This window comes from Streptomyces sp. NPDC104307 (assembly GCF_055584045.1).
Map to the genome: position 1 here is coordinate 49,835 of NZ_JBVJMU010000001.1, position 26,965 is coordinate 76,799.

At 70.4% G+C, this 26,965-nt stretch carries 19 protein-coding genes; 7 read left to right on the forward strand and 12 right to left on the reverse strand.

The genetic code is table 11. From position 1 onward, the window contains the following. Window positions 1–593 precede the first annotated feature (593 nt). Window positions 594–1,418 carry an SDR family oxidoreductase gene (locus ACZ601_RS00125; RefSeq protein ID WP_469531555.1) on the forward strand — a complete coding sequence of 275 codons (825 nt, stop codon included), beginning with the start codon at window positions 594–596 and terminating at the stop codon, window positions 1,416–1,418. Between the two features lie 89 nt (window positions 1,419–1,507). Here ACZ601_RS00125 and ACZ601_RS00130 read toward each other — a convergent pair whose 3' ends face one another. Together ACZ601_RS00130 and ACZ601_RS00135 are read right to left on the reverse strand one after the other, a co-directional pair. Continuing rightward, window positions 1,508–2,041, reverse strand: coding sequence for a hypothetical protein (locus ACZ601_RS00130; RefSeq protein WP_469531557.1), 534 nt, complete (start codon window positions 2,039–2,041; stop codon window positions 1,508–1,510). 120 nt (window positions 2,042–2,161) lie between these two features. Beyond that, window positions 2,162–3,010, reverse strand: a complete 849-nt coding sequence (locus ACZ601_RS00135) for a LysR family transcriptional regulator (RefSeq protein WP_469531558.1) — start codon at window positions 3,008–3,010, stop codon at window positions 2,162–2,164. A 94-nt stretch (window positions 3,011–3,104) separates the two neighbouring features. Here ACZ601_RS00135 and ACZ601_RS00140 point away from each other — a divergent pair, with 94 nt between their 5' ends. Beyond that, window positions 3,105–3,836, forward strand: coding sequence for an SDR family oxidoreductase (locus ACZ601_RS00140; protein ID WP_469531559.1), 732 nt, complete (start codon window positions 3,105–3,107; stop codon window positions 3,834–3,836). Between the two features lie 37 nt (window positions 3,837–3,873). Here the strand turns inward: ACZ601_RS00140 and ACZ601_RS00145 are convergent, their stop codons facing one another. Together ACZ601_RS00145 and ACZ601_RS00150 are read right to left on the reverse strand one after the other, a co-directional pair. Continuing rightward, a complete protein-coding gene (locus ACZ601_RS00145) occupies window positions 3,874–4,299 on the reverse strand; it encodes a hypothetical protein (protein WP_469531560.1) in 426 nt (141 codons plus the stop codon). Between the two features lie 252 nt (window positions 4,300–4,551). Then, window positions 4,552–5,241, reverse strand: coding sequence for a TetR/AcrR family transcriptional regulator (locus ACZ601_RS00150; RefSeq protein WP_469531561.1), 690 nt, complete (start codon window positions 5,239–5,241; stop codon window positions 4,552–4,554). Between the two features lie 377 nt (window positions 5,242–5,618). Here ACZ601_RS00150 and ACZ601_RS00155 point away from each other — a divergent pair, with 377 nt between their 5' ends. Further along, the gene (locus tag ACZ601_RS00155) at window positions 5,619–7,523 is read left to right on the forward strand and encodes an RICIN domain-containing protein (RefSeq protein WP_469531563.1); all 1,905 of its coding nucleotides are present in this window, start codon (window positions 5,619–5,621) and stop codon (window positions 7,521–7,523) included. A gap of 116 nt (window positions 7,524–7,639) precedes the next feature. Here ACZ601_RS00155 and ACZ601_RS00160 read toward each other — a convergent pair whose 3' ends face one another. The 5 genes from ACZ601_RS00160 to ACZ601_RS00180 all read right to left on the reverse strand — a co-directional run bounded on the left by ACZ601_RS00160 (window position 7,640) and on the right by ACZ601_RS00180 (window position 15,162). After that, entirely contained in the window at window positions 7,640–10,726 is a 3,087-nt protein-coding gene (locus ACZ601_RS00160; RefSeq protein ID WP_469531565.1) for a glycoside hydrolase family 38 N-terminal domain-containing protein, read from the reverse strand. 56 nt (window positions 10,727–10,782) lie between these two features. Beyond that, a complete protein-coding gene (locus tag ACZ601_RS00165) occupies window positions 10,783–11,958 on the reverse strand; it encodes a glycoside hydrolase family 76 protein (RefSeq protein ID WP_469531567.1) in 1,176 nt (391 codons plus the stop codon). A gap of 116 nt (window positions 11,959–12,074) precedes the next feature. Continuing rightward, window positions 12,075–12,905 (reverse strand): carbohydrate ABC transporter permease, encoded by an 831-nt coding sequence (locus ACZ601_RS00170; protein WP_371631526.1) that lies wholly within the window; start codon window positions 12,903–12,905, stop codon window positions 12,075–12,077. A gap of 2 nt (window positions 12,906–12,907) precedes the next feature. Continuing rightward, a complete protein-coding gene (locus ACZ601_RS00175; RefSeq protein WP_469531569.1) occupies window positions 12,908–13,849 on the reverse strand; it encodes a carbohydrate ABC transporter permease in 942 nt (313 codons plus the stop codon). Then, window positions 13,846–15,162 carry an ABC transporter substrate-binding protein gene (locus tag ACZ601_RS00180; protein WP_469531571.1) on the reverse strand — a complete coding sequence of 439 codons (1,317 nt, stop codon included), beginning with the start codon at window positions 15,160–15,162 and terminating at the stop codon, window positions 13,846–13,848. Before ACZ601_RS00180 ends, ACZ601_RS00175 begins: the two co-directional genes overlap by 4 nt. Before the next feature lie 270 nt (window positions 15,163–15,432). Here ACZ601_RS00180 and ACZ601_RS00185 point away from each other — a divergent pair, with 270 nt between their 5' ends. The 4 genes from ACZ601_RS00185 to ACZ601_RS00200 all read left to right on the forward strand — a co-directional run bounded on the left by ACZ601_RS00185 (window position 15,433) and on the right by ACZ601_RS00200 (window position 22,373). Continuing rightward, entirely contained in the window at window positions 15,433–17,145 is a 1,713-nt protein-coding gene (locus ACZ601_RS00185; protein WP_469531572.1) for a class I mannose-6-phosphate isomerase, read from the forward strand. Further along, window positions 17,142–18,065, forward strand: coding sequence for an ROK family protein (locus ACZ601_RS00190; RefSeq protein WP_469531574.1), 924 nt, complete (start codon window positions 17,142–17,144; stop codon window positions 18,063–18,065). Before ACZ601_RS00185 ends, ACZ601_RS00190 begins: the two co-directional genes overlap by 4 nt. Window positions 18,066–18,189: 124 nt before the next feature. After that, window positions 18,190–19,206, forward strand: a complete 1,017-nt coding sequence (locus tag ACZ601_RS00195; RefSeq protein WP_469531575.1) for a LacI family DNA-binding transcriptional regulator — start codon at window positions 18,190–18,192, stop codon at window positions 19,204–19,206. Between the two features lie 83 nt (window positions 19,207–19,289). After that, the gene (locus ACZ601_RS00200) at window positions 19,290–22,373 is read left to right on the forward strand and encodes an alpha-mannosidase (RefSeq protein WP_469531577.1); all 3,084 of its coding nucleotides are present in this window, start codon (window positions 19,290–19,292) and stop codon (window positions 22,371–22,373) included. A 2-nt stretch (window positions 22,374–22,375) separates the two neighbouring features. Here ACZ601_RS00200 and ACZ601_RS00205 read toward each other — a convergent pair whose 3' ends face one another. The 3 genes from ACZ601_RS00205 to ACZ601_RS00215 form a co-directional block, all read right to left on the reverse strand. Continuing rightward, on the reverse strand, window positions 22,376–23,725 hold the full coding sequence (locus ACZ601_RS00205; RefSeq protein ID WP_469531579.1) for an FG-GAP repeat domain-containing protein: 1,350 nt from the start codon (window positions 23,723–23,725) through the stop codon (window positions 22,376–22,378). 207 nt (window positions 23,726–23,932) lie between these two features. Beyond that, window positions 23,933–25,318 (reverse strand): glutamate-cysteine ligase family protein, encoded by a 1,386-nt coding sequence (locus ACZ601_RS00210; protein ID WP_469531581.1) that lies wholly within the window; start codon window positions 25,316–25,318, stop codon window positions 23,933–23,935. After that, window positions 25,315–26,838 (reverse strand): flavin monoamine oxidase family protein, encoded by a 1,524-nt coding sequence (locus ACZ601_RS00215; protein ID WP_469533748.1) that lies wholly within the window; start codon window positions 26,836–26,838, stop codon window positions 25,315–25,317. Before ACZ601_RS00215 ends, ACZ601_RS00210 begins: the two co-directional genes overlap by 4 nt. Window positions 26,839–26,965: the final 127 nt, after the last annotated feature.

Genomic DNA, 26,965 nt, shown 5'->3' on the forward strand with positions numbered 1-26,965 from the left:
CGGGATACGACGTCACACCGATGACCGAGCGGGACTCCCCCGACTTGGCTCGCTCACGCCAATCACAATAGAGGACTTTCGACGGCCGACGACGCAAATTCAGCCCATTGCCCGCGATTACCCAAAGGGCCTACAACGAGCGAGACACCCCCGGGACATATGCCAGCCGGGTCACAACAGAAACATTCAGCCATCCCATGTCCCTATTGTGCGAGTATCGCCGAATACGACCCGTTCAAATTCGGATAGCCGGTGGCGTACGCCCGCTGACGTTCTGACACACCGAGATCACACCGCGCTCCCGTACGCCGGGCACGCGCCCCTCCTGCGCCCCGTCCCGCCCAGCCAGGGCGAGGCAGAGGGATGTCCGTCGCACGGCGTGAGACCGGCCGCGCCTCACGCGTCGGTCCGCCGCGTCTCAGGAGAGCCAACGCCTCCGGGAGTGCCAAGGACACGGCCGGCCGGGGCGCAGCCGGTCTCGGCGTTTTCGGCGGCCGCCACGCGCCGGACGACTTGTCTTCGAGTCCACTCGAAGGTGTTGTCTGACGGGAGATGTTGTCCGAGCGGATGACGGGTTTCTGGAGGAGCACACCATGACGCAGAAGATCTGGTTCATCACCGGTGCCTCGCGCGGCTTCGGCAGGGAGTGGGCCGTCGCCGCCCTCGAACGCGGCGATTCGGTGGCCGCGACCGCGCGCGACCTCTCCACACTGGGTGACCTTCGCGAGAAGTACGGAGAACGGCTGCTGCCCCTGCGTCTCGACGTGACCGACCGTGAAGCCGGCTTCGCCGCCGTGCAGCAGGCGCACGAACGGTTCGGGCGTCTTGACGTGGTGGTCAACAACGCCGGTTACGGCCACTTCGGCTTGGTCGAGGAACTCACCGAGGCCGAGGCGCGCGCGCAACTGGACACCAACCTGTTCGGCGCCCTGTGGATCACCCAGGCCGCGCTGCCGCTGCTGCGCGAGCAGGGGAGCGGCCACATTCTCCAGGTCTCTTCCATCGGAGGCATCAGCGCCTTCCCGCTGGTCGGGATCTACCACGCGTCGAAGTGGGCCCTCGAAGGCATCAGCCAGGCGCTGGCCCAGGAGGTGGCGCCGTTCGGCATCAAGGTCACGCTGATCGAGCCCGGAGGCTTCGCCACCGACTGGGCGGGTTCGTCGTCGAGCACGTCCGACCCGTTGCCCGCGTACGCCGACTTGCACAAGGAGGTGCAGGAGCAGCGCCGCAAGCGTGTCGGTACACCGGGCGACCCGGCCGCGTCCGCCGCTGCCGTGCTGGAGATCGTCGACGCCGACGAGCCGCCGCTGCGCTGCTTCTTCGGCTCGGCGCCGCTGGGCATCGCCAAGGCCGACTACGAGCAGCGCCTCGCCGTCTGGGAGAAGTGGCAGCCCGTGGCAGAGCTGGCGCAGGGCTGAATCGGGGCCGGAGACCCGGCCCGCCGGTCATCGCTCTCACGTCACGATGCGAAACGGCGTCCAAACAGGGGAAGCGGTTCGCGTCCCCGCTATGCGTCTGCGGGGGCCGGGGGCGCAGCCGGTCTTTCGATGGTGAACGCGCGGGTGACCGGGTTGACCCGGGCCGGCAGCACAGTCCCCGGCGTGGCGCTGCCGAACCGGTACGCCGGGACTTCGTTGCCGCACTCGAAGGGTTCGAAACCGGGGCCGCTGATACGCATCCGGAGCCGGACCTGGTGGTAGTCGTCGTTGGCCGGCGGGGCTGAGGCGACCGCCAGAACCAGGGCGGTCGCCTCGACGCCGAGGGCAGCGAGCTGGAGCGTGGCCCGCCGTTCCTCACGGGCGGAGACGATGGTGGACAACCCGACGCAGGCGATGAACGCCGCCACCAGGGCGAGGCCCGCGCCGGCCCACACCCACCCCTTGCCGGTCTCATCGAGGTCGGCGACAGTACGGACGATGACGTAGCCGAAAGCCCCTCCCGCACCGAGGAACAGGACCGCGCCCACAGTGAACGCGATTGCTGTGATCACCGGGCCCTTGGGGTCCAGCAGGACGGGTTCGTGGGCGCGGGCCTTGGCCATGGGTCGCACCCTAAGGGCTGTCCCGTAGTCCCTGGCAGGCGCACGACGCGCCGAACTGCGCGCAGGCGCCCGGCTCGGCGGGTGTGGAAGGGACATGGCCTGCCGTGAACGGGACAGCCCTTAGAGACCTGTCGCGGTCCGGACAAGGTCGGCGACGGCTCTGGACCGGCTGTGCGGCAGCCAGGCGATCACGGTGGTGACTGTCGGCGCGTCCAGCACGGGCACGGCCGCGAGGTCACCGTGCAGTTGGGCCCGGCATGACTCCGGTGAGACCGCGCAGGCACGGCCGAGTGCGACCAGCTGCAACAACTGCGCGTGGTCGCGGACCTGCGGGCCGGGGCCGGGCGGGTAGGTGCCGTCGGGGTCGGGCCAGCGCGGCAGGGGCAGGCCCGGCAGATCGGTGATATCGGCCATGCGCACATGGGGCCGGGCAGTGAGCGGGTGTCCGGACGGCAGGACCACAACCTGGCCCTCCGTACCGAGCTCTTCTGCGTCGAACCCGGCCGTCGAGTCGAACGGCCGGTGCAGCAGAGCCACGTCGGCCCGGCCCTGGCGCAGGAGTCGTTGCTGCTCGGACGGGCCGCACAGGATGACGTCGACGGGAACCGCGCCGGGTTTGGCGGCATACGTGTCGAGCAGCTTTGCCAGCAGTTCTCTGGACGCGCTGGCTTTCGTGACCAGGACCAGGCCGGGGCTGCCGGCCGAAGAGAGAGCGGCGCGGCGGGTCCGGCGTTCGGCGGCGTCGACCGCGTCGAGGGCCGCCCTGCCCTCCACCAACAGCACCGATCCGGCCTCGGTCAGCGTGACGGTGCGGCTGGTCCGGTCCAGCAGCGCTGCCCCGAGGCGGCGTTCGAGCTGCTGGACCGCCCGTGACAGAGGCGGCTGCGCGATCCCGAGCCGCTGCGCGGCGCGCCCGAAGTGCAGCTCTTCAGCGACAGCGACGAAATAGCGCAGTTCCCGGGTCTCCATATCGCCACGGTACCCGGGATCAATACCCTGGCGGTATCGGTGTCCACCCAATGGGTCTTGGACTCCGCCTGGCTACGAGGGCAGCATTGCCTCCATGAGCGAACGAACAACTGCGCTGGTCACCGGCGCGAACAAGGGAATCGGCTACGAGATCGCCGCAGGCCTGGGCGCCCTCGGCTGGAGCGTCGGCATCGGCGCCCGCGACGATGAGCGCCGCAGGTCCGCGGTGGAGAGGCTGCGCGCGGCCGGCGTCGACGCGTTCGGCGTACCACTGGACGTGACCGACGATGCGAGCGTGACCGCCGCCGCACGGCTGATCGAGGAGCAGGCCGGGCGTCTCGACGTGCTGGTCAACAACGCGGGCATCACCGGCGGTATGCCGCAGGAGCCCACCCAGGTCGATCCCGACATCATCCGGACGGTCGTGGAGACCAACGTGATCGGCGTCATCCGCGTGACCAACGCGATGATGCCGTTGCTGCGCCGCTCCGCCTCACCCCGGATCGTGAACATGTCCAGCAGTGTCGGCTCCCTCACCCGGCAGTCGGGAACCGCCGCCGAGCAGACCACGGGGCCGGTGGCCGTGGCGTACGCGCCGTCGAAGTCGTTCCTGAACGCTGTCACCCTCCAGTACGCCCGGGAGCTGAGCGGCACGAACATCCTGATCAACGCCGGCTGCCCCGGCTACGTCGCGACCGACCTCAACGGCTTCCGCGGTGTGCGTACCCCGGAACAGGGCGCCGCCATCGCCATCGAACTCGCGACCCTGCCCGACGACGGCCCGACCGGCAAGTTCTTCGAGGACGCCGGCGAAGTGCCCTGGTGATGACCTGCGTTGTCGGCCGGTGTGGGCAGGGCGTCGGTCAGAGGGTGAGGACGGCCCAGATGCGGCGCCCGTCCGGTCCGGTGTCCGTTCCGCACCCGGTCACGGGCGGGTGTGCGGTGATGCTGTGGAGAACGTCCTGGCCCGCTTCGTCGAGGCTGGTGGTGAGCCCGGGGCAGTGGGAGAGGGCGAGGATGCAGGCCTGCCCGTCCTGATCGGACAGGTGTACGGACACGGTGGTGCCGCCGTCGGCGACCGCTGCCTCGATGAGGAGTGTGGTGACCTCCTCCACCGCGTTCAGGACGGTCGTGGCCGGCCGGTAGCCCCAGGACCCCAGCTGCTCCACGACCGCGGGCCGGGCCTTGCCTGCCGCCCACGGGGCGGACTCCAGTACCCAGTTCCTGCCGCGCCGGTTCCGCATGCCCGTGCCGCGCCGTGCTGTCGGCACCACCACCGTGTCGGCCACGGTCTGCTTCTTCGGGTCTTGCGGATTCGGCCGGGGCGGGTTCGGCGGCTTCTTCGGGGGCGGCGGTGTTTTCGGCGGATACGACGGCGGGATCGGGCCGGCTTCCACGGGCTGTGCCACAGAGGTCTCCCAGGGTCCGGGGCGGTGAGGGTGCGCCCCCGGACCAGCGTAGGCCCGGCGGAGCCGGCTGGAGGCGGTTCGGGAAGGACAGACACCCGCACGAGCATCGGGGAACGGACACGCCACGTGGAGCTACGCTCCGGCCCGGTCCGGCTTCGGGGCGTCGCTCGGGCCGAACTTGTGGGGCGCGAGCGCCGCCAGGAGGGCCGTGACCACCAGGTCGGTCGAGGCCGCCATGTTCACGGCGTCGGGCGCCAGCAGCCATTGCACCTGCAGACCGTCCATCACGGCGATGACGGCGTTGGCCGCGTTGCCGGCCTTCTCAGCGTCCTCGTCGGACACGTCGCACGCCTCGCGCAGCGCGTCGGCGACGAACGCTCGCAGCCCCTCGTACCGGTCGCGGAAGTAGTCCTGCGCCGGATGGTCGTCCGTGACGGACTCCGCCGACAGAACGGCGTAGAGGCGGACGATGCCTTCGCGTTCGGCGTTGCGCAGCGCCGTGTCGACCAGGTGGCGCAGGAAATCCAGTCCATGAGGACGGTCGGGGCCCAGTTGCTCGATGTCCGTCTGGTCGCGGAGTTCGAGAACGCTGGTGAGCAGGAGCGACTTGGAACGGAAGTAGTGCAGGACCCCTGCCTGGGTCAGACCGGCCCGGTCGGCGATCTCGGCGAGCGAGGCGTTGTTGTAGCCGCGGGCGGCGAAGGCGTCCGTCGCGATGTGCAGGATGTCCCGCTGCCGCTTCCGGGCTTCCGGGCTTCGGGGCGTGCGGGGCGTGCGGGGCGTGGCCGATCGGCCTGCACCGCCCGCTGACTGGTTGCTCACCGGCACAGCTTAAGGGCTGGGATTTCGGTGCAGGGGCTGAGCCCGCACCGCTGACCAGGGGCCCGTCAGGGCGGAGGAGGAAAGCCGGACCGACCACTTACTAACCACTTAGTAAGTGTGCTTCTATATCGCCGTCATTCCAAGGAACTCCAAGGAACTCCAAGGAACACGCCCCGCCACGGCCGGAAGGGATGCGGCATGGCCTCCCCCGCTCCTGCCGACACCGCTCCCGGCACCGGCCGTCCCCGGGCTTCGTAGCTGCCGGGGACGGGAGATCGCACCGAGCACCACCCTGTCGGCAGCCGCGCCTCCCCGCAGGAACGACAGGAACGACACGCACAACAGGCACGAGCGACACGACCGAAGGAGAGCCGCACATGTTCCACGCCAGTCCCCTCCGCCCACGGACGCGCGCCGCAGGCGCCGCCCTCGTGATGGCCGTGGCGGCCATCGGCCTGGCCGGCAGCGGCACAGCCGCGCAGGCCGCCGCCCCCACGGCCCAGGTATGGGTCACCACCCCCGACGGCGGAAAGAAGCTCTCCGCCGAGGGCGCCGTCCCGTTCGACGGATCGGCGCAGCCCGTCGACATACGCGTCGACGGCACGAGCAAGAGCCAGCGGTTCACCGGGGCCGGCGCCTCGGTCACCGGCGCCTCCGCCCACCTCATCCAGGGCCTTCCGCAGGAGAAGCGCGACGCGCTCATGGCCTCGCTGTTCTCCACCGGCGGCGACGGCATCGGGCTCACCTACCTGCGCCAGCCCCTCGGCAGCAGCGACTTCAACGCCGACAGCAGCCTCTACACGTACGAGGACACGCCCGGGTCGTTCTCCATCGACCGGGACAAGGCCGAGATCATCCCGGTCCTCAAGCAGGCCACGGCGGTCAACTCCTCGATCCGCTTCATGGGCACCCCCTGGACCCCGCCCGCCTGGATGAAGACCAACAACGCCCTCAACGGCGGCAGCCTCAAGCCCGAGAGCTATCAGGCGTACGCCGACTACCTGGTCAAGGCGATCCAGGCATACGGGCAGCAGGGCATCACCCTCACCGACCTGAGCGCGCAGAACGAGCCGGAGTTCGCGGCGAGTTACCCGTCGATGACCATGACGTCCTCGCAGCAGGCCGAATTCTTCAAGGTACTCGACCGCGCTCTCACCTCGGCCGGCCTGCCCACGAATCTCCTGGCGTTCGACCACAACTGGGACCACCCCGACTACCCGATCGGCGTGTTCAACGGGACCCAGGGCATCAGCCGGGTGATCGGCGCGGCCTTCCACTGCTACGGCGGCACTCCCGCCGCGCAGCAGCAGGTCATCGACGCGGGGAAGCGCGTCTTCTTCACCGAGTGCTCCGGCACCGAGAGCGCCGACCGGTCCACCACCTTCGCCGACACCCTCAAGTGGCACGCCGAGAACCTCGTCGTGCAGAACATGCGCAACGGCGGCGAGACGGTCGTCGACTGGAACCTCGCTCTGGACCAGAACGGCGGACCGCACCAGGGCGGCTGTGCCGATCGCTGCAACGGTGTCGTGGAGATCGCGGGCGGCAACGTCACACGCAACGCCGAGTACTACGTCCTCGGCCACGTAGCCAAGTTCGTCAGGCCCGGCGCCACCCGTATCGGATCCACGAGCCAGGGCAACGGCGGGGTGGAGAACGTCGCCTTCCAGAACCCGGACGGCACCCGTGCCGCGTACGTCGTCAACACGGCTTCGGGCGCGCAGCGGTTCTCGCTGACCGACAACGGGAAGTCCCTCGTCTACACGCTGCCCGCCGGCGCGGTCGCCACCTTCGTGTGGAGCGGCACCGACGGCGGCACGACCGTGCCGCCCGCCGAGGGCTCCATCGATCCGGCCGCCTGGTACCGGGTGAGGAACATCGGCAGCGGTGCCTGCCTCGACGCCGCCGACTGGGGCACCGCGGACGGGACCGCGCTCCAGCAGTGGAGCTGTGGCACCGGAGCCAACCAGAGCTGGCAGTTCCGGCCCGCCGGAGACGGCACCTACCAGGTCGTCAACCGGCACAACACCAAGGTGTGGGACGTCGACGGTGGCCCCGGCGCCACCGCGGCGGGCACCAGGGTTCACCTGTGGACGTACGTGGGTGGCGCCAACCAGCGGTGGAAGGCGGAGTCCGCCGGAACGGCCGGGCGGTACCGCTTCGTCGCGGGCAACAGCGGCAAGTGCCTGTCCGTGGACGGCGCCTCCACCGCCGACGGGGCCAGGCTGTCGCAGCAGAGTTGCGACGGATCACCTGCGCAGACGTTCTCGCTGGACGGCTGACGCGTTCGGTCCGGGCGGGCCACGGCCATCGGGCCACGCCCGGCTGCCGCCAGTACGGAGGGCCCCTGCGAGCGGAACGACTCGTGGGGGCCCTTCCGGAACACCGGAACCGGAGGCTACAGGCGCAGCAGCACCGCCCGGGTTCCCAGCGTCGGCACGTCGATGGTCGTCGCGCCCCCGGTGTCCGGTTCCAGGGGCGCGCCGGCGGCACCTAGGTAGTCGGCGGCGACCGTCTCCGTGACCGGGAAGCCGGGGGTGATCCGGCAGGTGACCGGCTCCTGTGCGTAGGACTGGAGCCTGACCAGAACCTGTCCGGGGGCGGGAACGGTGAGCCCGACGACACGGACCCTCGGGTCGCTGACGGTCAGCAGTCCGTAGCCGGCCGCCGGTTCCCCGGTCTCCTCGCCCAGGGCGCGTACGGCGAGGAGCGGGCGGCTGCCGGCGGCCGCGGTGCGCATGCCCAGCTCGGGTCCGGTGATGTGCGGGGCCTCGCCCACGGCCACGCTGTAGCGGAACACGTGGTCGAAGGCCTGCTCGGAGGGGAAGTTGGTGTCCCAGATGTTGTTGTGGACCCAGGAGAAGAGGGTGCCGGGTTCGTCCTGGGCGAGCGACTGCGGATAGGGCGCGTACGGGATCGCGATCCCGCCCACCTGCACCAGTGGGGCGTCCTGGGTGGCCACCGCGGCGACTACGGTGTCCTCCTCGAAGCTCACCCAGCGCCGCACCGCGCGCATGTGCTGTGCGGACCCCGGCACGGTCGGCAGACCGGTGCCCGTCATGCCGCCGGTGGCCTCCATACGGATGGCCGGCTGCCGCATCGCGAAGGGGAAGGCGAAGAACGCGCTCTCCTTGGTCAGCGTCGCGCGCTTCACGATCCGGTTCTCCAGATCGATGCGGGCCTGTCCGTGCGGGAGATGGACGCGCACCCGCAGCAGCTCCGTACCGGCCGGTGCGCACTCGTAGACCAGCGTCTCCCCGGTGGCGTCACGGAAGCGGTCCACCAGCGCGGCCGGCGGGGCGGCCGTGCGGGAGGCGAGGAGGTGCATCGAGCCGTTCGCGGTGGTCTTGCTCGACTGGTGGTTGAAGCCGCCCGCCGTGGCGTACTCGTCGTACAGGTAGCCGTTGAGCCCGAGGGTGGCGTCCTGCCGCACCAGTTCCCGGCCGGTGCGCTTGTCGGTGACCGAGCCGATCCACGCGGACCGCAGATCGACGCTCACCCGGAGGAACTCGTTCTCCAGGACGGTGGGCCGCGCGTCGTCCGTCGCGGCGGGTGACGTCCTCTCCCCCGCGACGATGTCCACGCGCACCGCCCCGTGCGCGGGCACATCGGCGAGCCGGAAGAGGAGAAAACGGCCCGCGGCCCGGTGCAGTTCGTTGGTCTGCGCCTCCTCGGTGTGGTCCAGCGGTGAGCCGTCCCGCGCGTCGAGCACCCGGACCTGATCCTCCAGCGGGACGGTGCTCTCCGGAAGGAAGAGCCGGACCGTCTCCGAACGGGTCCAGCTGCACGTGTTGGTGACGTAGTAGCCGGCCAGGGTTCCCGCACGCGGCGAGAGCCGGCCGCCGAGGGCCGCACCGGCACCGTCGAGGAGGGTCTTCGCGTCGTCGTGGGCGCGCAGCGCCTGCGCGTACTTCCAGTGCCACTGGCGTTCCCCGGACGCGTGGCCGTGATCGCCGTGCGTCCACGGGTCGCCGCCGCCCCAGGTGTGCTCGTTGAACAGGGAGGCCGCCCGGTAGACGTCGGGGGCCGCCGCGGTGATCCCGGCGCCCGCCGCGCCGAGGATCTCCGCGTGACCGGCCACCGACTGGGCGTCGGCCAGTGCCGCCTGACCGTCACGGGTCGCCGCGAGCGGGACGGCACCGGCGCCGACACCGTCCACCCACCAGTCGGTCCAGTCGCCCTCGAAGGTCTCCAGCCGGTCACCGTAACGGGCTTCCGCGTCGGCGAAGAAGTCCTCGTTGCGTGAGGTGCGAAGGGTGGGGAAGGCCCACTCCTCGTTCCAGCGGCGCACGGTGTCCGCGATGACCCGGCGCGGCGGACCGTTGTCCGCGAACTTGCCCAGCACCCGCAGGTGCAGGATGTCCCAGGGATACGGGTCGCCCTTGAACTCCTCGTCCAGGACCGGGAATCCGGGGATGCCGCGCCCCTCGTGCGGGTACTGGCGGGTGGCCAGTGCCGACAGGTAGTGGGGCAGGAGGTCGTCGACCCGGTCGAAGGACTCGTCGAAACCCAGGATCGAGCCCTCCATGTACGCCAGCCCGTGCGGGGTGTCCGTACGCCACACCAGTACGCCGCGTCCGCTCGGCGCCTGCCACCTGAACAGCCGGGGCAGTTCCCCGCCGCCGGTGTGGTGCGGCACCGCCCGGCCGGCCCAGTTGTGGGCCACCGAGAGGTAGCGGATGCCGCTGTCCGCGAGTACGTCGGGCAGCCCGACGACCTGACCGGGGACGTCCGTCTGCATCGCGGTGGTGATGTCGATGCCGTGCTGTTCGCGCAACTCCCGCACAGGGCGCAGCAGTTCGTGCAGCTCGTCGGTGGAGCAGGTCTCCGTGTGCAGGTTGAACGGCATCGCGGTCAGCTCGATGCGGCCCTCGCGCACCCGCTCCAGGAACCGGGCCACCTGCTCGGGCGGACGGTTCGCCGACCAGTTCTCGAAGCTGAGGAATCCCTCGACCGCCCAGCGGAACATCGAGGCGTCGGGCCGGTCGTCCGTCGCACGGCACAGTTCGAGGAGGGAGTCGAGGTATTTGCGGCCCTCTGCGAGCACCGTCCCCTGCGGGTCGGTGTAGCCGATGTCGAGGTGGGCGTGCTGCACCAGGTGCAGCGTCCAGTGCCGCTGGGGGGTCAGCAGCACCTCGACGCGCTCGCCCGGCGCCAGCTCGGGCAGTTCCACCTGGACCGCGAGGGGCGAGTCCACCTCGGGGACCAGCAGCCGGGTGTCGCCGTCCGGGCCGGGTATCAGCTCGCAGCGTACGGACGTACCGGACAGGGTGGTGACGTGGGCCCGGGTGAGGGGGCGGCCTGCCCCCACCCGTACGGACTGCAGGAGCCCGCCGTCGCCGTCGTCGCGCAGCAGTGGCTCGCAGGAGAGCCGGACGGTGTGTCCGCCGAGGACTCCGGTGGCGCTCACGCCACGGTCGCGCAGGATGTCGCGGGCGATGTCGGAGTCCCACCAGGAGGGGCGGGACAGGTCGGGGCGGGGCATGGAGAGGGTTCTCCGCTCTGGCGTGGTGCCGGTTCGGGGGTGGTGGTGGGGCCGGGTCAGGAGCCGTCGGTGGCCAGGCCCGCGAAGATCTGGACCATCGCGGACTGTTCGAGGGTCTCCGCGGGGGCGGAGGCGTCGTAGTCGCCGCCGCCCGAGGGCTGGAAGCGGAAGAGACCGTTCGACGGGTCCCGGTTCTCCTTCCAGGCGCGCTCCGCGTAGGCCTTCTCCACCTGCCGGTAGGTCTGGGCCGGTTGTACCGCGGCCAGGATCCGGAGGTTGTCGAAGTAGATCGCGTTGAAGATCGCCGGCTGGTCGTGCAGACGCTCGCCCTGTTTCCAGTAGGCGAGCGAGCCCTCCGCGTCCTGCACGGCGCGCTTGAGGTAGGAGCGGTCCCCGGTGACCTGGTAAAGCGTCGTCGCGGTCCCGATCATGGCTCCGGAGTTGTAGCTCCACAGGGTGGGGTCGACGGTTCCGTCGTCACCTCGGCTGTTGCGGTAGAGGCCCGGGGACTCGCGCAGGCAGGACCAGTTCCACTCGTACCACTTCCGGGCGCTGGTCAGGTAGCGGCTCTTGTGCGTCTCCTGGTGGAGGCGGGCGGCCAGTTCCGCGGCGAGGCCCGTCACGTTGGCGGCGCGCATGGTGTTGGCCGGGGAGTCGACCCAGTCCATTCCGCCGGGGCACTCCTTGGCCGGGTCGTCGTCCCAGCCTCGGCTGACGATGTCGAAGGTCAGTTCGGCCCGGTGGAGGTAGCTGGTGTTTCCGGTGGCGCGGTACTGGTCCAGCAGGGAGAGGCCCACCACGGAGTTGTCGTCGTAGAAGACGTCGCCGCCCTGGCCGAGCGGTGCGGGGAGGTACGAGTCGTAGCCGGGCCGGCCGTCGCGGGGCTCGAAGTAGAGCTCCAGGGTGGCGAAGCGCACGGCCGCGTCCGCCGTGTAGTGCCCGCCCTCGCCGGGGAGGGCGGCCATGTCGACCGTCGCGGCCGCCGCCTCACGCATCGGCCAGAGGTAGGAGTGCGCGTTGTCGGTGCTCTGCTGCGGGGACTTCTCCTGGTACAGGCCGTGGTTCTGCGGCCCTTGGTACAGGTGCTTCTGGAGTGCGTCGTAGGTGTGGACCGCGCGGTCCTTCCACGGCTTCGCCGCCGGCTGTACGGCGGCAGCGGGCGTGGGGCACAGGGCGGCGCACAGCAGCGGGGCGGCGGCCAGCGCGAGGGCGGTGCGGGCGGGGATCTTCACCGGGGTGCCTTTCGGGTTCGGCTCGGGGCGTCGGAGCGGGGGGTGGTCCGGGGCGGCGGGCAGGGCCGGTGCGCGCTGCGGGCGGAGGATGTCGCGTGCCGTCTCGGCGGCCGGGCTCAGCCGAGCTTGAGACTGCTGACGAAGAACCGCTGTGCGGAGAAGAACAGGACGACGGTCGGCAGCGAGACGAGCAGCGCTCCGCCCAGTACGACCGGCGGGCCGACGTTGGAGTAGTTGCCCTGGAGCTCGGCGAGCGCGGCCATCACCGGACGGATGTTGCGGCTGGTGGACAGGGTGATCCCGAAGAGCAGGTCATTCCAGACGGCGACGAACTGGAAGACGAACGCGGCGACCATCGCGGACCTGGACAGCGGGACATGGATCTGCCAGAAGACCCGCCACCAGGACGCGCCGTCCAGCCTCGCCGCCTCGATCACCTCACCGGGCAGGGTCTGGGCGAAGTTGCGCATGATGAAGTAGGCGAACGGGATCGCCACCGCGACATAGACCACGAACAGGCCGATCTGCGCGTCGTAGAGGCCGGTGCGCGCGTACGCGAGGAACAGCGGCCGCAGGAAGACCTGGAGGGGCAGCAGGGTGCCGGAGTAGATCAGCCAGAACCACAGCGCCTTGCGCTTCACGGGCATGATCACGGTGGCGAACGCGGCGGTCGTGGCGACCACGATCGCCGCGGCCGAGCTGGTCACCGCGTACAGCAGGCTGTTGCCCATCGCGGGGCCCAGCCTGGCCCGGGTCCACGCCTGGGACATGTTGTCGAAGAGACCGAAGCCCCCGTGCGGCAGCCAGTGCGGGCTGCCGCCGTACTCGGCGGCGGGCACCAGCGCGTTGACCACCAGGAGCCAGGTCGGCACGGCCCAGAGGAGGGAGACCAGCACCAGGACGGTGTTGCGGACGGCGGTGCCGGCGGTGATACGGCGGGTGGACATGCTCATGCGCCTTTCGGGGTCAGCTGGCGCCGCAGATAGAGCCAGGAGGCCAGCAGCACGATGACGGTGAGGACGACGGCGACCGCCGCCCCGGCGCCGGGACGCAGCGCGAGGAACGTCTCCTGGTACATCGAGACCGCGAGCGTCTCGGAGTTGCGGCCGGGGCCGCCCTGCGTCAGCACCCAGATCAGGTCGAACGACTTGAGCCCGTTGACCAGGCTGCTGCCGACGACGATCACGGAGACGGTCCGCAGCTGGGGCATGACGACGTACCAGAACTTCCGCAGGCCGTCGGCCCCGTCGAGGGACGCGGCCTCCAGGGTCTCCGGCGGAATGGTCTGCAGACCGACCAGGAAGAGGATCACGGCCACACCGGTGGACTGCCAGGTGTTGGCGACGATCATGACCAGGGTGTTGCCCGGCCATTCGAGCAGCCAGCCCTGGGCGAACGAGCCGAGGCCGAGCGACTGGAGCGCCTGGTTGGCCGCGCCGTCCGTGGTGAGGATGAAGTTCCACACGACGGCCACGGCGGATCCGGAGATCGCGTACGGCAGCACCACCAGGAGCCGCGCCACCCGGGACCAGCCGGATCCGTTGGTCATGACGGCGATGCCCAGGCCCAGGACCAGTGGCAGGGCGACCGTGCCGACCACCCACATCAGGGTGTTCTCGATGGATTTCGCGAGGACCGGATCGCTGAGGAAGAGCCCGTAGTTGGTGAACCAGGTGAAGCCGGAGACCCGGCCGTCGCTGAAGAAGCTCCGGTACATCGTCACCGCGAACGGCGTGAGGAGCAGGGCCGCGACGAACAGGACGGCGGGGGCCAGGAAGCCGGCTCCGGCCAGCCTGTCCTTCAGCCTGCGCGGGGGTGTGCGCACCGGGGGTACGGGCGGCGGCACGGATGAGGGGGCCGCCGCGGGGCGCCTGTCGACTGCCGATGTCATGATTCGTCCTTGTTCCAGGCTGCCCATTCCTTGGCGGCACGGCTCGCCATACTGCGCAGCGTCGCCTCGGGTGACATGGCCTGCGTCATGAAGGCTCCCAGGTCATCGGTGTTTCCCTGCATGAGGTTGGGCGGCCCGGACTGTCCGTAGCGGGGCAGCTCGGTCCAGTGCTCGCGCAGCGCCCTCTTCCTGAGGCGGGCGAGCACCGGATTGGAGGTGACCGCCTGCGGGTTGGCCGAGCCGTCCTGGAGGAAGTCGGTCCAGACCCGCTGGACCGAGGGGTGCAGCCAGTGGGCGGCGTTGGCCATGGCGGCGTCGTGCGAGACGGCTTTCTCCGGCACGGCGAGGACGCCCGCCTCGGTGATCACGGATCGCTTCGTGGCGGCGTCGACCGGAGGCAGGACGAAGGCGTCGAAGCCCTCTCCCGGTTTCATCCCCGCCGCCGCGAGTCCCTGCGACTGCCAGGAACCGTGCAGGAACATGCCGACCTTGCCGGTCTTGAGGGCGGCGGGGCCGTTGTTCTGGTCGAAGTCGGCCGGGGTCATCCAGCCCTTCTTCATGAAGTCCTGCCAGATCTGCATGGCCTTGTGCGCCTGCGGATCGGTGTACCGGGCCCGGCCCGCGATCAGGTCGGCGTAGAAGGCCGGGTCGACCTTGCTGATGAGCTCCTCGAACCACTCGTACGCGGGCCAGTTGCCGCTCTGCGTGGCGACGAACGGGGTGATGCCCGCCTTCTTGAGCACCTCCGCGTTGTGCAGCAGCTCGTCCCAGGTCTCCGGCGCCCGCAGCCTGTGCTTGTCGAACACCTGCGTGTTGTAGAACAGCACGTAGTACGACTGGTAGAGGGGCACCCCGTACACGGAGCCCCGGTAGGACATCGCTTCGCGCAGGGATTTGGTCACCCAGCCCTTGCGCTCGTAGGCCTCCCACACCCGCGTCAGATCGCTGAGGCTGCCGGTGCGGGCGAGCTGCTTGAGGTTGTAGCCGGACTGCCACTTGATCAGGTCCGTCGCCTTGGTCGTCTGCAGGGAGATCTGCGTGACCTGGGTGTAGGCGGTGGGGTTCGGGTTGGACAGCGGGCGCAGCGCGTAGCCGGTGAGCTTCTTCAGTTCGCGTCCGGCCGCGACGTAGCCCGCGTCCCAGGTGGCGTTGTCGTTGGCCAGTGACGTCGTTCCGGGTATGGAGGAGGTGCTGTCGCCCCGCGCGCAGCCGCCGGCCAGCACGGTCGCCGCGCCGGCCCCGAGGCCCGCCAGCACGGTGCGTCGGCGGAGCGGGGGAGACGACTGCTCTGTCGTCCCGCCGGTTGATCTCATGGGTTCACTTCCCTCTGGACCCCGCCGGGGATCCGTGGCTCTGGGGTGCGGTGTGGAGATCCACCGGATGCGCGTACGCCGTTCGTCTCCGCGCTCCGGGTTGCCAGGATGTTAACGACACCACACGTTCGAAACAAGGGTTTCTCTTGCGAATCGACATATCTGCACCTCAGTGCGGGTGTTGATGGGATGCCACCTTGCAAATCTTGTCCACGTGGAGTGTTATCGATACCATTCACCCGCTTGCCGGTCCCGTCCTCAGGAGCATCTGTGCATCAGCCCCGTCCCTACGAACGCAACCCTCGGTACACCGCCACCGGCGGCACCGTCGTCACCGGCTGGGCGGCCGCCGCGGCGGACGTGCCGACGGCTTCCACCGTCCTCGCCCTCGACGGGCCCGCCGCACTGGACTGGGAGGGGGCCGCCGGTTCCCTCGCCGCCGCTCTCCGTGCCCGGGGCGCCGAGGTCGCCCTGTGCGACGTGCGTGACCTCTGGTCCGCGGCGGCCGTCGAACGGCTCTGTGTCCCGGGCCCGGACGCGGACCCGTTCTTCCTGCCCCTCGCCGAGTTCTCGATGGGCGACCTCTTCGAGAGGCCCCCGCTCCAGCAGCGTCCGCAGGCCGGCGTCCTGCTGGTCTTCGGCCCGGGGGCGGCACTGGCCGAGCCCGATCTGCTGTGGTGGGCCGACCTGCCCAGGCGGTACGCCGAGGAGGCGGTCACCCGGGGAGAACTGCCGCTCGGTGCCAACCTCGGCCGGCCCCGGACCCCCGGTGAGCTGCGCAGCCTCTTCTACACCGACTGGCCGGTCGGCGACCGGCACCGCGACGCCGTCGCCCACCGGGTGGACCGATGGGTCGACCTGCAGGGCGAACAGGGCCCCGCCTCACTGAACGGCGACGCCGTGCGGGCCACCCTCGCCGCCCTGGCGACCGGCCCCGTCCGCACCCGCCCCTTCTTCAACTCCACCCCGTGGGGCGGGCAGTGGGCCGTACAGGAGCTGGGCTTCGAGCCACGGGGCGGCAACACGGCCCTCGGCTACGAGCTCATCGCCCCCGAGGCCGGGATCCTGGTCGGCCAGGACGAGGCGGCCCAGGTCGAGCTCCCCTTCCAGCTGCTCTGCGAACTCCACCCCGAGGAGTTCCTCGGCCCGGATGTCCACCGCCGCTTCGGCACGTCCTTCCCCATCCGGTTCGACTACCTCGACACGGTCGGCGGCGGCAACCTGTCCCTGCACCTGCATCCGCGGGAGCGGTACATGCGGGAGACGTTCGGCTGGCCGTACACCCAGCACGAGACGTACTACGTGACCGCGAGCGAACCCGGCGCACAGGTCTATCTCGGCCTGCGGGACAGTACTGACGTGGACGTCATGCGCAAGGAGGTCGAGGCCGCCGCCGCGGACGGGCTTCCGCTGCGCGTCGAGGACCACGTCATGAAGCACCCGGCGGACGCGGGCCAGCTGTTCATGATCCCGGCCGGCACCCCGCACTCCTCCGGCGAGGGCAACCTCGTCCTGGAGATCAGCGCCACGCCCTACCTCTACTCGCTGCGCTTCTACGACTGGCTGCGCAAGGGGGTCTCCGGTGCGCCGCGACCGCTCTCGTACGCGCACGCCTTCGCCAACCTCGACACCTCGCGGCGCGGCGACGATGTCCTGACGGACCTCGTCCAGCAGCCGCGGACGCTGCGCGAGGGCCACGGCTGGCGCGAGGAGGTCGTCGGCGCGCTGCCCGGCATGTTCTACGCCGTGCACCGCTTCGTGATCGAGGGAACCGAGGCGGCCGAGGACGACACCGCGGGCCGCTTCCACATCCTCAACGTCTCGGCCGGTGACGGCATCGTCGTGGAGACCGCCGGCGGTCTGCGCCATGACCTCGCCTTCGCCGAGACCCTCACCGTGCCCGCGTCCGTCGGCCCGTACCGGCTGCACCCGGTCGGCAGCGGGCCGGTGCACGTGGTGAAGTCCCTGGTGACGCGAGTATGAGCCACGTTCCCGTGCTGGAGATCGGCGGCACACATGTGACGGCCGCCGTCATCGACACCGAGGCGCGGCTGCCCGTCCCCTTCCCGGCCGTACGGCAACCGGTCCCCGCCGACGCGGCGGCCCCTGAACTCCTCGACGCCATCGCCTCGGTCGCCCACCGCGTGGACGTCCCGGAAGCCGCTCACTGGGGCGTGGCGATACCCGGTCCCTTCGATTACGTCACCGGGGTCGGGCGCTTCCGGGGAATCGGCAAGTTCGAGTCGCTGCACGGTGTGGACGTGGGCGCCGAGCTGCTCGGCCGGCTCCCGGGGGCGCCGAACGGCATCAGCTTCGTCAACGACGCCGATGCCTTCGCCATGGGCGAGTACCGGGCGGGCGCGGCAACCGGCAGGCGCCGGGCCCTGTGCATCACGCTCGGCACCGGCGTCGGCTCCTCCTTCCTGGACACCGGGCACCCGGTCGTGGAAGGCCCCGATGTGCCGCCCGACGGCAGGGTGCACCGGCTCACCGTCGACGGGACCCCGCTGGAGGAGGTGGTCTCACGACGGGCGATCCGCTTGTTCTACGCCCGGACCGCCGCCTTGCCCGGCACCGGGCGGATCCCGGACGTGCACGACATCGCCGGCTCGGCCCGCGCCGGGGACGCCCACGCCCTGCGTACGGTCCGGCACTGCTTCGGCGCGCTGGGACGGGCGCTCGCTCCCTGGTGCGAGCGGTTCCGGCCCGACCTCATGGTCGTCGGGGGCTCGATGACCGGCTCCTGGGACCTCGTGGGGCCGGCCGTCAGGGAGGGCTTCGAGTCGTGGGCACCGGGGACCGCGCCCCCGACCGTCACGGCTGTGCGCCCTGCCGACGCACCGCTCATCGGCGCCGCCCACTGGGCTCTCCACAGGTCCGCCACTCCCCCGGTACCGACCTGAGGCTCGTCCGCGACTTCTCGCCCGGCCGGCCCTCCGGGCGGACGGCCATACTGTGCGGACACTCCCTAGAATGACGGCGTTCGCGACCTCCCGGCCACCCGACGACCCCGCAGGAGAACCGCCCATGGCACAGCACCGGTCGGGCGACGGCGCCGCCCCGACGATGCGCGACGTGGCCGCAAGTGCCGGTGTCAGCGCCATGACCGTCTCCCGGGTACTCAAGAACGACGCCCGGGTCAGCGAGACGGCGCGCGAGCGCGTGCTCGCCGCCGTCGAGACACTCGGCTACCGGCGCAACGAGACGGCACGCAGTCTGCGGCTGGGCGGCAGCGGGATGATCGGACTGGTCGTCACCAACCTCGCCAACCCGTTCTACTCGCGACTGGCGCTCGGTGTGCAGGAGGTGGCGTCCGAGCACGGCCTTCGGGTGCTGCTCAGCAACACCGCCGAGCAGGTCGACAAGGAGCGCGGGCTCGTGGAGGATCTGGCGTCCCGTCAGGTCGACGGCATGATCGTCGTCCCGGCGGGCAGCAGTCACCGTCATCTCGCGCCCGCCGCGCTGCGCGGCATGCCGATCGTGCTGGCGTCCCGGCCGCCCGCCGGGATGGATGCCGACTGCGTCCTGGTCGACGACTTCGGCGGCGCCGAGCAGGCCACCGGACAGCTCATCACGGACGGCCACCGCCGCATCGGTTTCCTCGGCAACCCGCCCGCGCTCTACACCGGAGCGGAGCGGTTCCGCGGCTACTGGGCCGCGCACGAGAGCGCCGGGATCGAACCGGACGAGAGCCGGGTGCGGCGCGGGCTCACCGATGTCGCCACCGCGCGGGCCGCCGCCCTGGCGCTGCTCGACGCACCCGACGCGCCGACGGCGCTGTTCTGCACCAACAACCGTCTGACACAGGGCGCCATCCGCGCCGTGCGGGAGCTCGGCAGACCGGTCGCAATCGCCGGCTTCGACGACTTCGACCTCGCGGACGTACTCGGCCTGCCGCTGACGATCGTCTCGTACGACGCCGACGAGATCGGCCGGCGGGCGGGCCAGATGCTCATCGACCGGATCAACGGTACGGCCACCGAGCCGATCCCTGCCCGCAGAACCGTCGTTCCCACCCACGTCATCCGCTACGGGACGCACTGACCCGGCCCAGCCACCCCGCTGCCGCCCCTTCCACGGCACCGGCATGCCCTTTCGCCTCCCCCGCAATCCCTCATGGAGCACCCATGCACCACGACCGAACCGTCACCGAACGCCGGCTCGCCCGCGTACTGGACCAGCGCCTGCGGCCCGCGGTGTACCGCGAGAGCCTGCCCCTGGACGTCGCGATGTGGAACGTCACCGGTGAGCCCGTTCCCGTGTCCGAAGGAATCGCCGCCCCGTACGAGCCGGTTCGCAGCGGTGCGATGTGGGGGCCCGCCTGGTCCACCAGCTGGTTCCGGATCAGCGGCACCGTCCCCGCCGCCTGGGCCGGACAGCGGGTCGAGGCGGTGGTGGACCTCGGCTTCGGCACCACCCAGCCGGGTTTCTCCGCCGAAGGCCTCGTCCACCGTGCCGACGGAACGCCGGTCAAGGCCCTCAATCCCCGCAACGCCTGGCTCCCGGTCACCGGACAGGCCGCGGGAGGGGAGGAGTTCACCTACTACATCGAGGCCGCCGCCAACCCGGTCATCTTCGACTCGGGTACCGACGGTGATCCCTTCGTCCCGACCCCGGACGGTGCCGTCGCCCCGTGGCTGCGCGGCGGGACTGCGGCGGGTGAGCCGCTCTACCGGCTGAACCGGATGGACCTCGCCGTCTTCGACACCGTCGTGTGGGAACTCGTCCAGGATCTGGACGTCCTCTCCGGCCTGATGCACCAGCTGCCCGAGGACTCCACCCGGCGCTGGCAGCTGGTGCACGCCGTGGACCGTGCCCTGGACGCCGTCGACCTCCAGGACATCGGCGGCACGGCCGCGCGCGCCCGCGAGGCCCTCGCCCCCGCTCTCGCCTCCCCCGCACACGCGGGCGCCCACCGGGTCTCCGCCGTGGGCCACGCCCACATCGACACCGCCTGGCTCTGGCCCGTACGCGAGACGGTCCGCAAGGCGGCCAGGACCGTCTCCAACGTCACCGCCCTGATGGACGACCACCCGGGCTTCCGCTTCGTCATGTCCCAGGCACAGCAGCTCGCCTGGCTCAAGGAGCAGCGGCCCGAGGTGTTCGCCCGGGTGGTCGAGAAGGTGCGCACCGGGCAGTTCCTGCCCACCGGCAGTCTCTGGGTGGAGCCCGACACAAACCTTTCCGGCGGGGAGTCGCTGGTGCGGCAGTTCGTGCACGGGAAGCGTTTCTACCTGGACGAGTTCGGGGTCGAGACGAAGGACATGTGGCTGCCCGACACGTTCGGTTACAACGCGGCCCTGCCCCAGCTCATGAAGCTGGCCGGCATCGAATGGTTCCTCACCCAGAAGATCTCCTGGAACACCACCAACGCCTTCCCCCACCACACCTTCTGGTGGGAGGGCATCGACGGCACCCGTATCTTCAGTCACTTCCCTCCCGTCGACTCCTACAACGGGGATCTCTCCGGAGCCGACATCGGGCACACCGAGCGCAACTTCCGGGACAAGGGCGCTGCCAACCGTTCTCTCGTCCCCTTCGGCTACGGCGACGGCGGCGGTGGCCCCACCCGGGAGATGCTGGCACGGGCGCGCAGGCTGGAGGATCTCGAAGGCTCGGCCCGGCTGGAGATGGAGGGCCCGGCGGAGTTCTTCACCAAGGCGCGCAAGGAGTACGCGGACGCCCCCGTCTGGGTCGGCGAGCTCTATCTGGAGCTGCACCGGGGGACGCTCACCAGCCAGCTCGCCACCAAACAGGGCAACCGGCGCAGCGAACACCTGTTGAGGGAGGCCGAGCTGTGGGCCGCCACCGCTGCCGTGCGCACGGGCCGGCCGTACCCGTACGAGCTGCTGGACCGGGTGTGGAAGACCGTGCTGCTGCATCAGTTCCACGACATCCTGCCCGGCACGTCGATCGCCTGGGTGCACCGCGAGGCAGAGGAGACGTACGCGGAGGTGGCCCGTGAGCTCGGCGAGGTCATCGATACCGCGCAGCGCGGCCTGGCGGCGAGCGGGAGCGGGAAGGCGGGGGGTGAGACCGTGTTCAACGCGGCGCCGCACGCCCGGGACGGCGTTGCCGCACTCGGCGCCTCACCGCGCGTACGGGCCGCCGGCCCGGTCCCCGCCCGGTCCACGCGGGACGGCGGGTACGTACTGGACAACGGCCTCGTACGCGTCACCGTGGACGCCCGGGGGCTGGTCACCTCCGCCCTCGACCTGACGGCCGGGCGCGAGGCGCTGGCACCGGGCACGGTCGGCAATCTCCTCCAACTGCACCAGGACTTTCCCAACCAGTGGGACGCCTGGGACGTCGACGCGTTCTACCGCAACACCGTGCGCGACCTCACCGAGGCGGACGAGGTCAGTGCGGTGGCCGACGGTGTCCGGGTCGTGCGCAGCTTCAACGACTCCCGCATCACCCAGGTGCTGCGCCTGACCGAGGGCAGCCGCCGGCTCGACATCGAGACCGATGCCGACTGGCGGGAGTGCGAGAAGATCCTCAAGGCCGCTTTCCCGCTCGACGTACGGGCGGCGGAGTCGAGCGCCGAGATCCCCTTCGGTCATGTCCGGCGCCCCACGCACACCAACACGTCGTGGGACAACGCCCGCTTCGAGATCTGTGCCCATCGCTACCTGCATGTCGCGGAGCCCGGCTGGGGAGCGGCCCTGGTCAATGACTCCAGCTACGGCCACGATGTGACGCGGGACATCCGCCCCGACGGTGGGACCACCACGACGGCGCGGATATCGCTCCTGCGCGCCCCGCTCTTCCCGGACCCCGACTGCGACCGGGGGGAACACCGGCTGCGCTACGCGCTGGTGCTCGGCGCGGACATCCACGACGCAATCCGCGAGGGGTATCACTTCAACCTGCCCGAGCGCGCCGTCCCCGGCGGCGCAGCCGTCGAACCGCTGGTGCGGATCGATGAGGACGGTGTCGTCGTCGAGGCGGTCAAACTCGCGGACGACCGCTCGGGCGATGTGATCGTCCGCCTCTACGAGTCCACGGGCGGACGCGTGCGGACCACCCTCAAGGCCGGTTTCCCCGTGGCCTCGGCAGGGACGACGGATCTGCTGGAACGGGACCTGGAGGGCGAGCCCGCTCTGTCCCTCCGGGGGACCGAAGTTGCGCTGTCCCTGCGCCCGTTCCAGATCCTGACCCTTCGCCTGGTGCCCGGCGGCCACGAGGTCTCGGCTGCCGACCCGGGGTGAACCTACGGCCTTCGTTCCTTGCCCGGAGCGTTCGGGAAGGACGCCTCGTCGCGGTCCGTGCCGTCGGTGATCCACCAGCTGTCCCCGCCGAAAAGGGCCATTTCCGAGCGGCCGTCGCCGTCCCAGTCGTGGACGGAGACGAGCGTGCCGTCGGCGGGGCCGTAGTCACCCGGCACGGAGCGCTTGGTGGCGCGCCAGGGCTTCGACCCGAGCCCGTGCTCCGAGCCGCCCCGCAGCACCTCGATCCGCGCGTCCCCCGTCTCCTTCTTCTTGGTGAGCTGTACGGCCAGGTCGTCGCAGCCGTCGCCGTTGAAGTCTCCGGTGGCGAGCCCGGTACCGAAGCCCTCCCTGTAGTCGCCGCCTTCCATAGTGACCCACTTCCCCGGTTCCTTCCCGTAGCGGACCCTGACCTGGCCACGCCGGTGGGGTGTGTCGACCTCGTCGTCGCTGTCGACGAAGCTCCGGCCGATGGCGACGTCGCGTCGCCCGTCGCCGTCGAAGTCACCGAAGACGACGTTCTCGCCCTCGGGCAGCCGCTCGGGTTCCTTGCTCAGTCCGCCGGCGGTACGGGCGCCGCCGGTGAACAGCAGGGGCGGGTCCCACGGGGAGTCGTAGAGCGCGAGATCGGTGGCGTGGTCGTCGTTCGCGTCCCCGGCGACCAGCACGGGTGACGCGCCCTCGTCGACCGGGCTGGGGATCTCCACGGTCCGGGCGGGGGCGCCGGAGCGGTTGAACGGGCCCTTGAGGACGACGAGTTCCTGGTCCTTGTTGGAGAACCTGAAGACCACGAGATCGGTGTGGCCGTCCCCGTCGAAGTCGCCGGCGATCGGCGCGGTGCTGTATCCGCTGCCCGGCAGGGGGACGCGCCCCCTCGGTCCGCCGGCCTTCGGGCCCTTGGACCCTCCCCACAGGATCTGGGCGGCGCCGCTGACGACGAGGTCGGCGTGTCCGTCCCCGTCCAGGTCGGCGACTGTGGGCTCCCACGGTTCGTCGCCCGTCTGGATGTGGTCCGGCACACCGAGGTCATCGCGGGTGAGGACGGTCGTACGATCGTGGTCCGGGCCGTGCCCGGAACCGGGCACGACGATCACGTCGAAGTTCTCCGTGTCGGAGTTCTCGTACACCACATCGGCATATCCGTCCCCGTCGAGGTCGGGAATCGCGGGCGTTTCCTCGCGCACCGTATTGACCGAACCGGCGGGTCTGCAGGGGCTGCTGGGCACCGGGCGCGGGCCGTCGGACGGGAGGAGGACGAGATAGGCCAGTACCGCCGCCACGACGAGCAAGGCGGGCACGGCATGCCATATGCGCAGGTGGCGGAGGATCGGACCGCCTGCTGTCGAAAAGTGCATCAGCCCACTTCACGGGCATGGACGCGGCCCGCACAAGGAATCGGATCACTTTGTTACGGGGGTGATGCACGACGGCCCCGCTCCCCCGCCCCGTTCCGGCCCCTGGCGGAAAGGCCCTGGTGGAACGGCCTGTCGGTCCGCCCGGCACCGATGTGCGTGGCGTGTGGTCCCGCGCGGCCGTTCCGCCGGGCGGTGCCCTGCTCCGCGTCAGGTGGCGGGTGGGATTCGATGTGCCGTGACGTAGCGGGCGGGGTCGTTGCGGTAGGTGGTCCGCCAGTGGCGTGCGGTCCGCTCGGCAAACGTCTCGTTCGTGTCCAGGATCTCGTCGAGCGGGTCGAGGAAGGCGAGCACCTCGGGTTGTTCGAGCCCGGCTTGGATACGGGCCCGCAGGCCGGTGCGCGCCAGGGCGATCAGGTGGCCCGCCAGTTCGCGGACGGTGTCTGCGCCCAGCCGGGTGGCCAGTCCGTCCGTGGGCAGGGCCTGGTGTGCGGCGTTGCCCTCCTCGGGTGTGTACTGCCGGAGAAGCTCCCAGGCGGCCGCACGCGAGGGTGCGTGATAGGTCAGCCCGGTCCACAGGGCCGGGACCGCGGGGATGTGCGGGTACGGCGGGCCGTCCGGCGCGCGGGTCTCCAGGGTCCGGCGAACACGGACGGTGGTGTAGACCTGGTCGAGGTGGGAGAGCCAGTCGTCCCAGTCCGGAGCTGTGCCGTCGTCGAAGCCCTCGCGGAGGTGGTGCGCGAAGGTCTGAGAGCCGGCGAGGCGGTAGCCGCTGGGGCCGTGGCGGTAGATCATGGGCAGGCCGAGTGCCCAGTCGGTGAGGGCCTCCGCCGTGAGCGGGATCCGGAGTGCGGTGCCCGGTGGACCGACGCGCCTGGAGTCCATGCGGAGCCAGTCGCGACAGCGGTGGGAGAGGACTCCGTCCGGTTGTCCCGCGTAGAGCGGCGAGTTGACGAGCAGCGCGGCGACGACGGGCGAGGCGGCGACCTGGACGCGGAGCTTCGAGGCGAGGTCGTCCGCCGAGAGGTAGTCCAGGGTGGTCTGGGTCGAGGTCGACAGCTTCATGATGTGTGGTGCCCCCTCGCCTTCCGGGCCGAGTCCGGCGAAGTACGTTCGCATGACTCCGCCGCGCGCGGTGGGTACCCAGGTGGAGGTTTCGACCCGGTCGAAGGGGAGGTTCCCGCCGGGGACGATGGCCAGCCCGTGCTGCTGGGCGAGGGCGGCCAGGTCTTCCATGGTGCGGCGCATGGCGGCCACGAGCGTGACGAGGTTGTCTGTGGGAGGGGATGAGTATTCGAGCTGACCGCCGTGTTCGAGCGTCAGTTTCGTCCCGTCCGGGAGGTGAGCTCCTGTCAGGACGTCTCCGGCCCTCTGTGGTGAACCGCCCCACTTCTCTGCTGCCTGCCGCAGGAGGGCCGCCATGCCGTGCGGCCCGTCGTACGGAGCGGCGAGGCCGGTCGTCTCGTCCAGCACACCTGCCTCGACTTCGAGGCCGATGCGCTCGCGCGTGCCCGGAGGGGCGAGGAAGGTCTTGTGGAGGTCCGGCATGCGCAGAGGCGGACGGCTGCGGCTGCTCTGCGGGTCCTGCGCGCTCATGACGTCGCTCCTTCTCTGATGAGGTTGTCCTCTTCGCGGCGCGCGTCCAGCCCTGTTTCGGAGGCGGACAGTCGATCGAGCAGGCGGCCGACGGTGTGCAGCGCGGACTGGGCGGCGCCCTGCATCCACGCGTGGGCGGCCGAGAGGTGCTCGCCCGCGAAGAAGAGCCGGGGATTGCTCTCCGGATGCGGTGTCGCGAGGCCGCCGAGGTATCTCTTGTGCTCCCCCGGAGCGAGATAGGCGAAGGACCCGCCGCTCATTCCGGGCTGGTTGTCCCAGTCCCAGTGCAGGATGTCGTCGATGTCGTCGCAGATGCCCGGATGCAGCTGTTCCAGGCTCCGCATCACGACCCGGTCGCGGTCCGCCGGCGTCAACGTGGTGAAGCGCCGTGCGTGTGGGCCCCAGAGGTAGGCGCCGGTGAGTACGCCTGGCTCGTGCGAGAGCTCGGCGCTCAGGGCGGTCAGCCGCTGGGACGAGGGCAGACCGGTGACGGGGGAAGCACGGGCGTTGTCCGACGGGTACCAGCACTGCTGGATGGGGAGGTCGGTGAAACTCCCGCCACCGTAGATGCCGTCGTCGATCTCCCAGCTTCGGCGGCGGAGGTGAACCAGGGTTTTGGTGCTGCTCGCGTAGGTGAGCCCGCGGACCGCTCGCGCTTGCCGGTGGGGCAGCTCCGGGGTGATGGCGATCTGATCGAGCGTGGTCAGCGGGACGCAGGCCATCACGGCGTCGTACGACTCGTCCACAGGCCGGCCCACACACTGACCGCTGATCCGCGCCGCGTCGGAGAACAGCTGCACGGCGTCGACGCGCGTGGAAAGTCGGAGCGTTCCGGGCCTCAGGCGGCGCACGAACTCGCGGATCAGCGTATCCATCCCGCCATTGATTTCGAGGGGCGCGGCGTGGAAGAGACCGAAGTAGTCGACGATTACTTCGAGGAGAGAGGCGTGCTCGTAGTGGACCAGTCCGCTGGTGTGTCCGAGCAGGTCCCAGACGTCCTGGGAGAATTCCCGGCGGGCGAACTGCCACAAGGACGTCGACATCAGCTCGTCCAGGGCGGCGTCCTGCCAGTCGCCTTCCAGGACGCTCATCTGCTGTGGCGGAGAGAGCGCGTCCCACGCCTTACGCAGCACACTGTCCAACCACGCTCTCGGTCCGTTCCGGCCGGGGGCATCGATACCGTAGGCCGAATACAGTTGCCGCACTTGACTCAATCGCATCCGTCGGCCACGCAGGTGGTAATACCCGTCCGGATTCAGATTGATGAAGGGGCGGGTCCGCAGCCCGAACTCCCGCACGTAGTGCAGCACGCATTCATGGTTCCCCGGGATGCGCATCGCGCCCACATCAGCGTATGTGCCGTCCCAGAACCGGTGCGTGCGGACCCGCCCTCCGGGGCGTTCGGCTCGTTCATAGATCACGGCGTCCACTCCACGCCGCTGGAGTTCATAGGCCGAAACCAGCCCCGCCAGCCCGCCGCCGATGATTCCGACACGCGCTGGGGAAGACCGCTCAGCCACACGTAATTCATCCGGAAAAGCAAAACATCGGTCGAACAACCCCTCACACTCCTCTTTTTTGACCTTCCGAAAACCGATGGTCCGCGCCGCGCAACAATGTTCGCCGAGATGGCGAGCACAGAATATG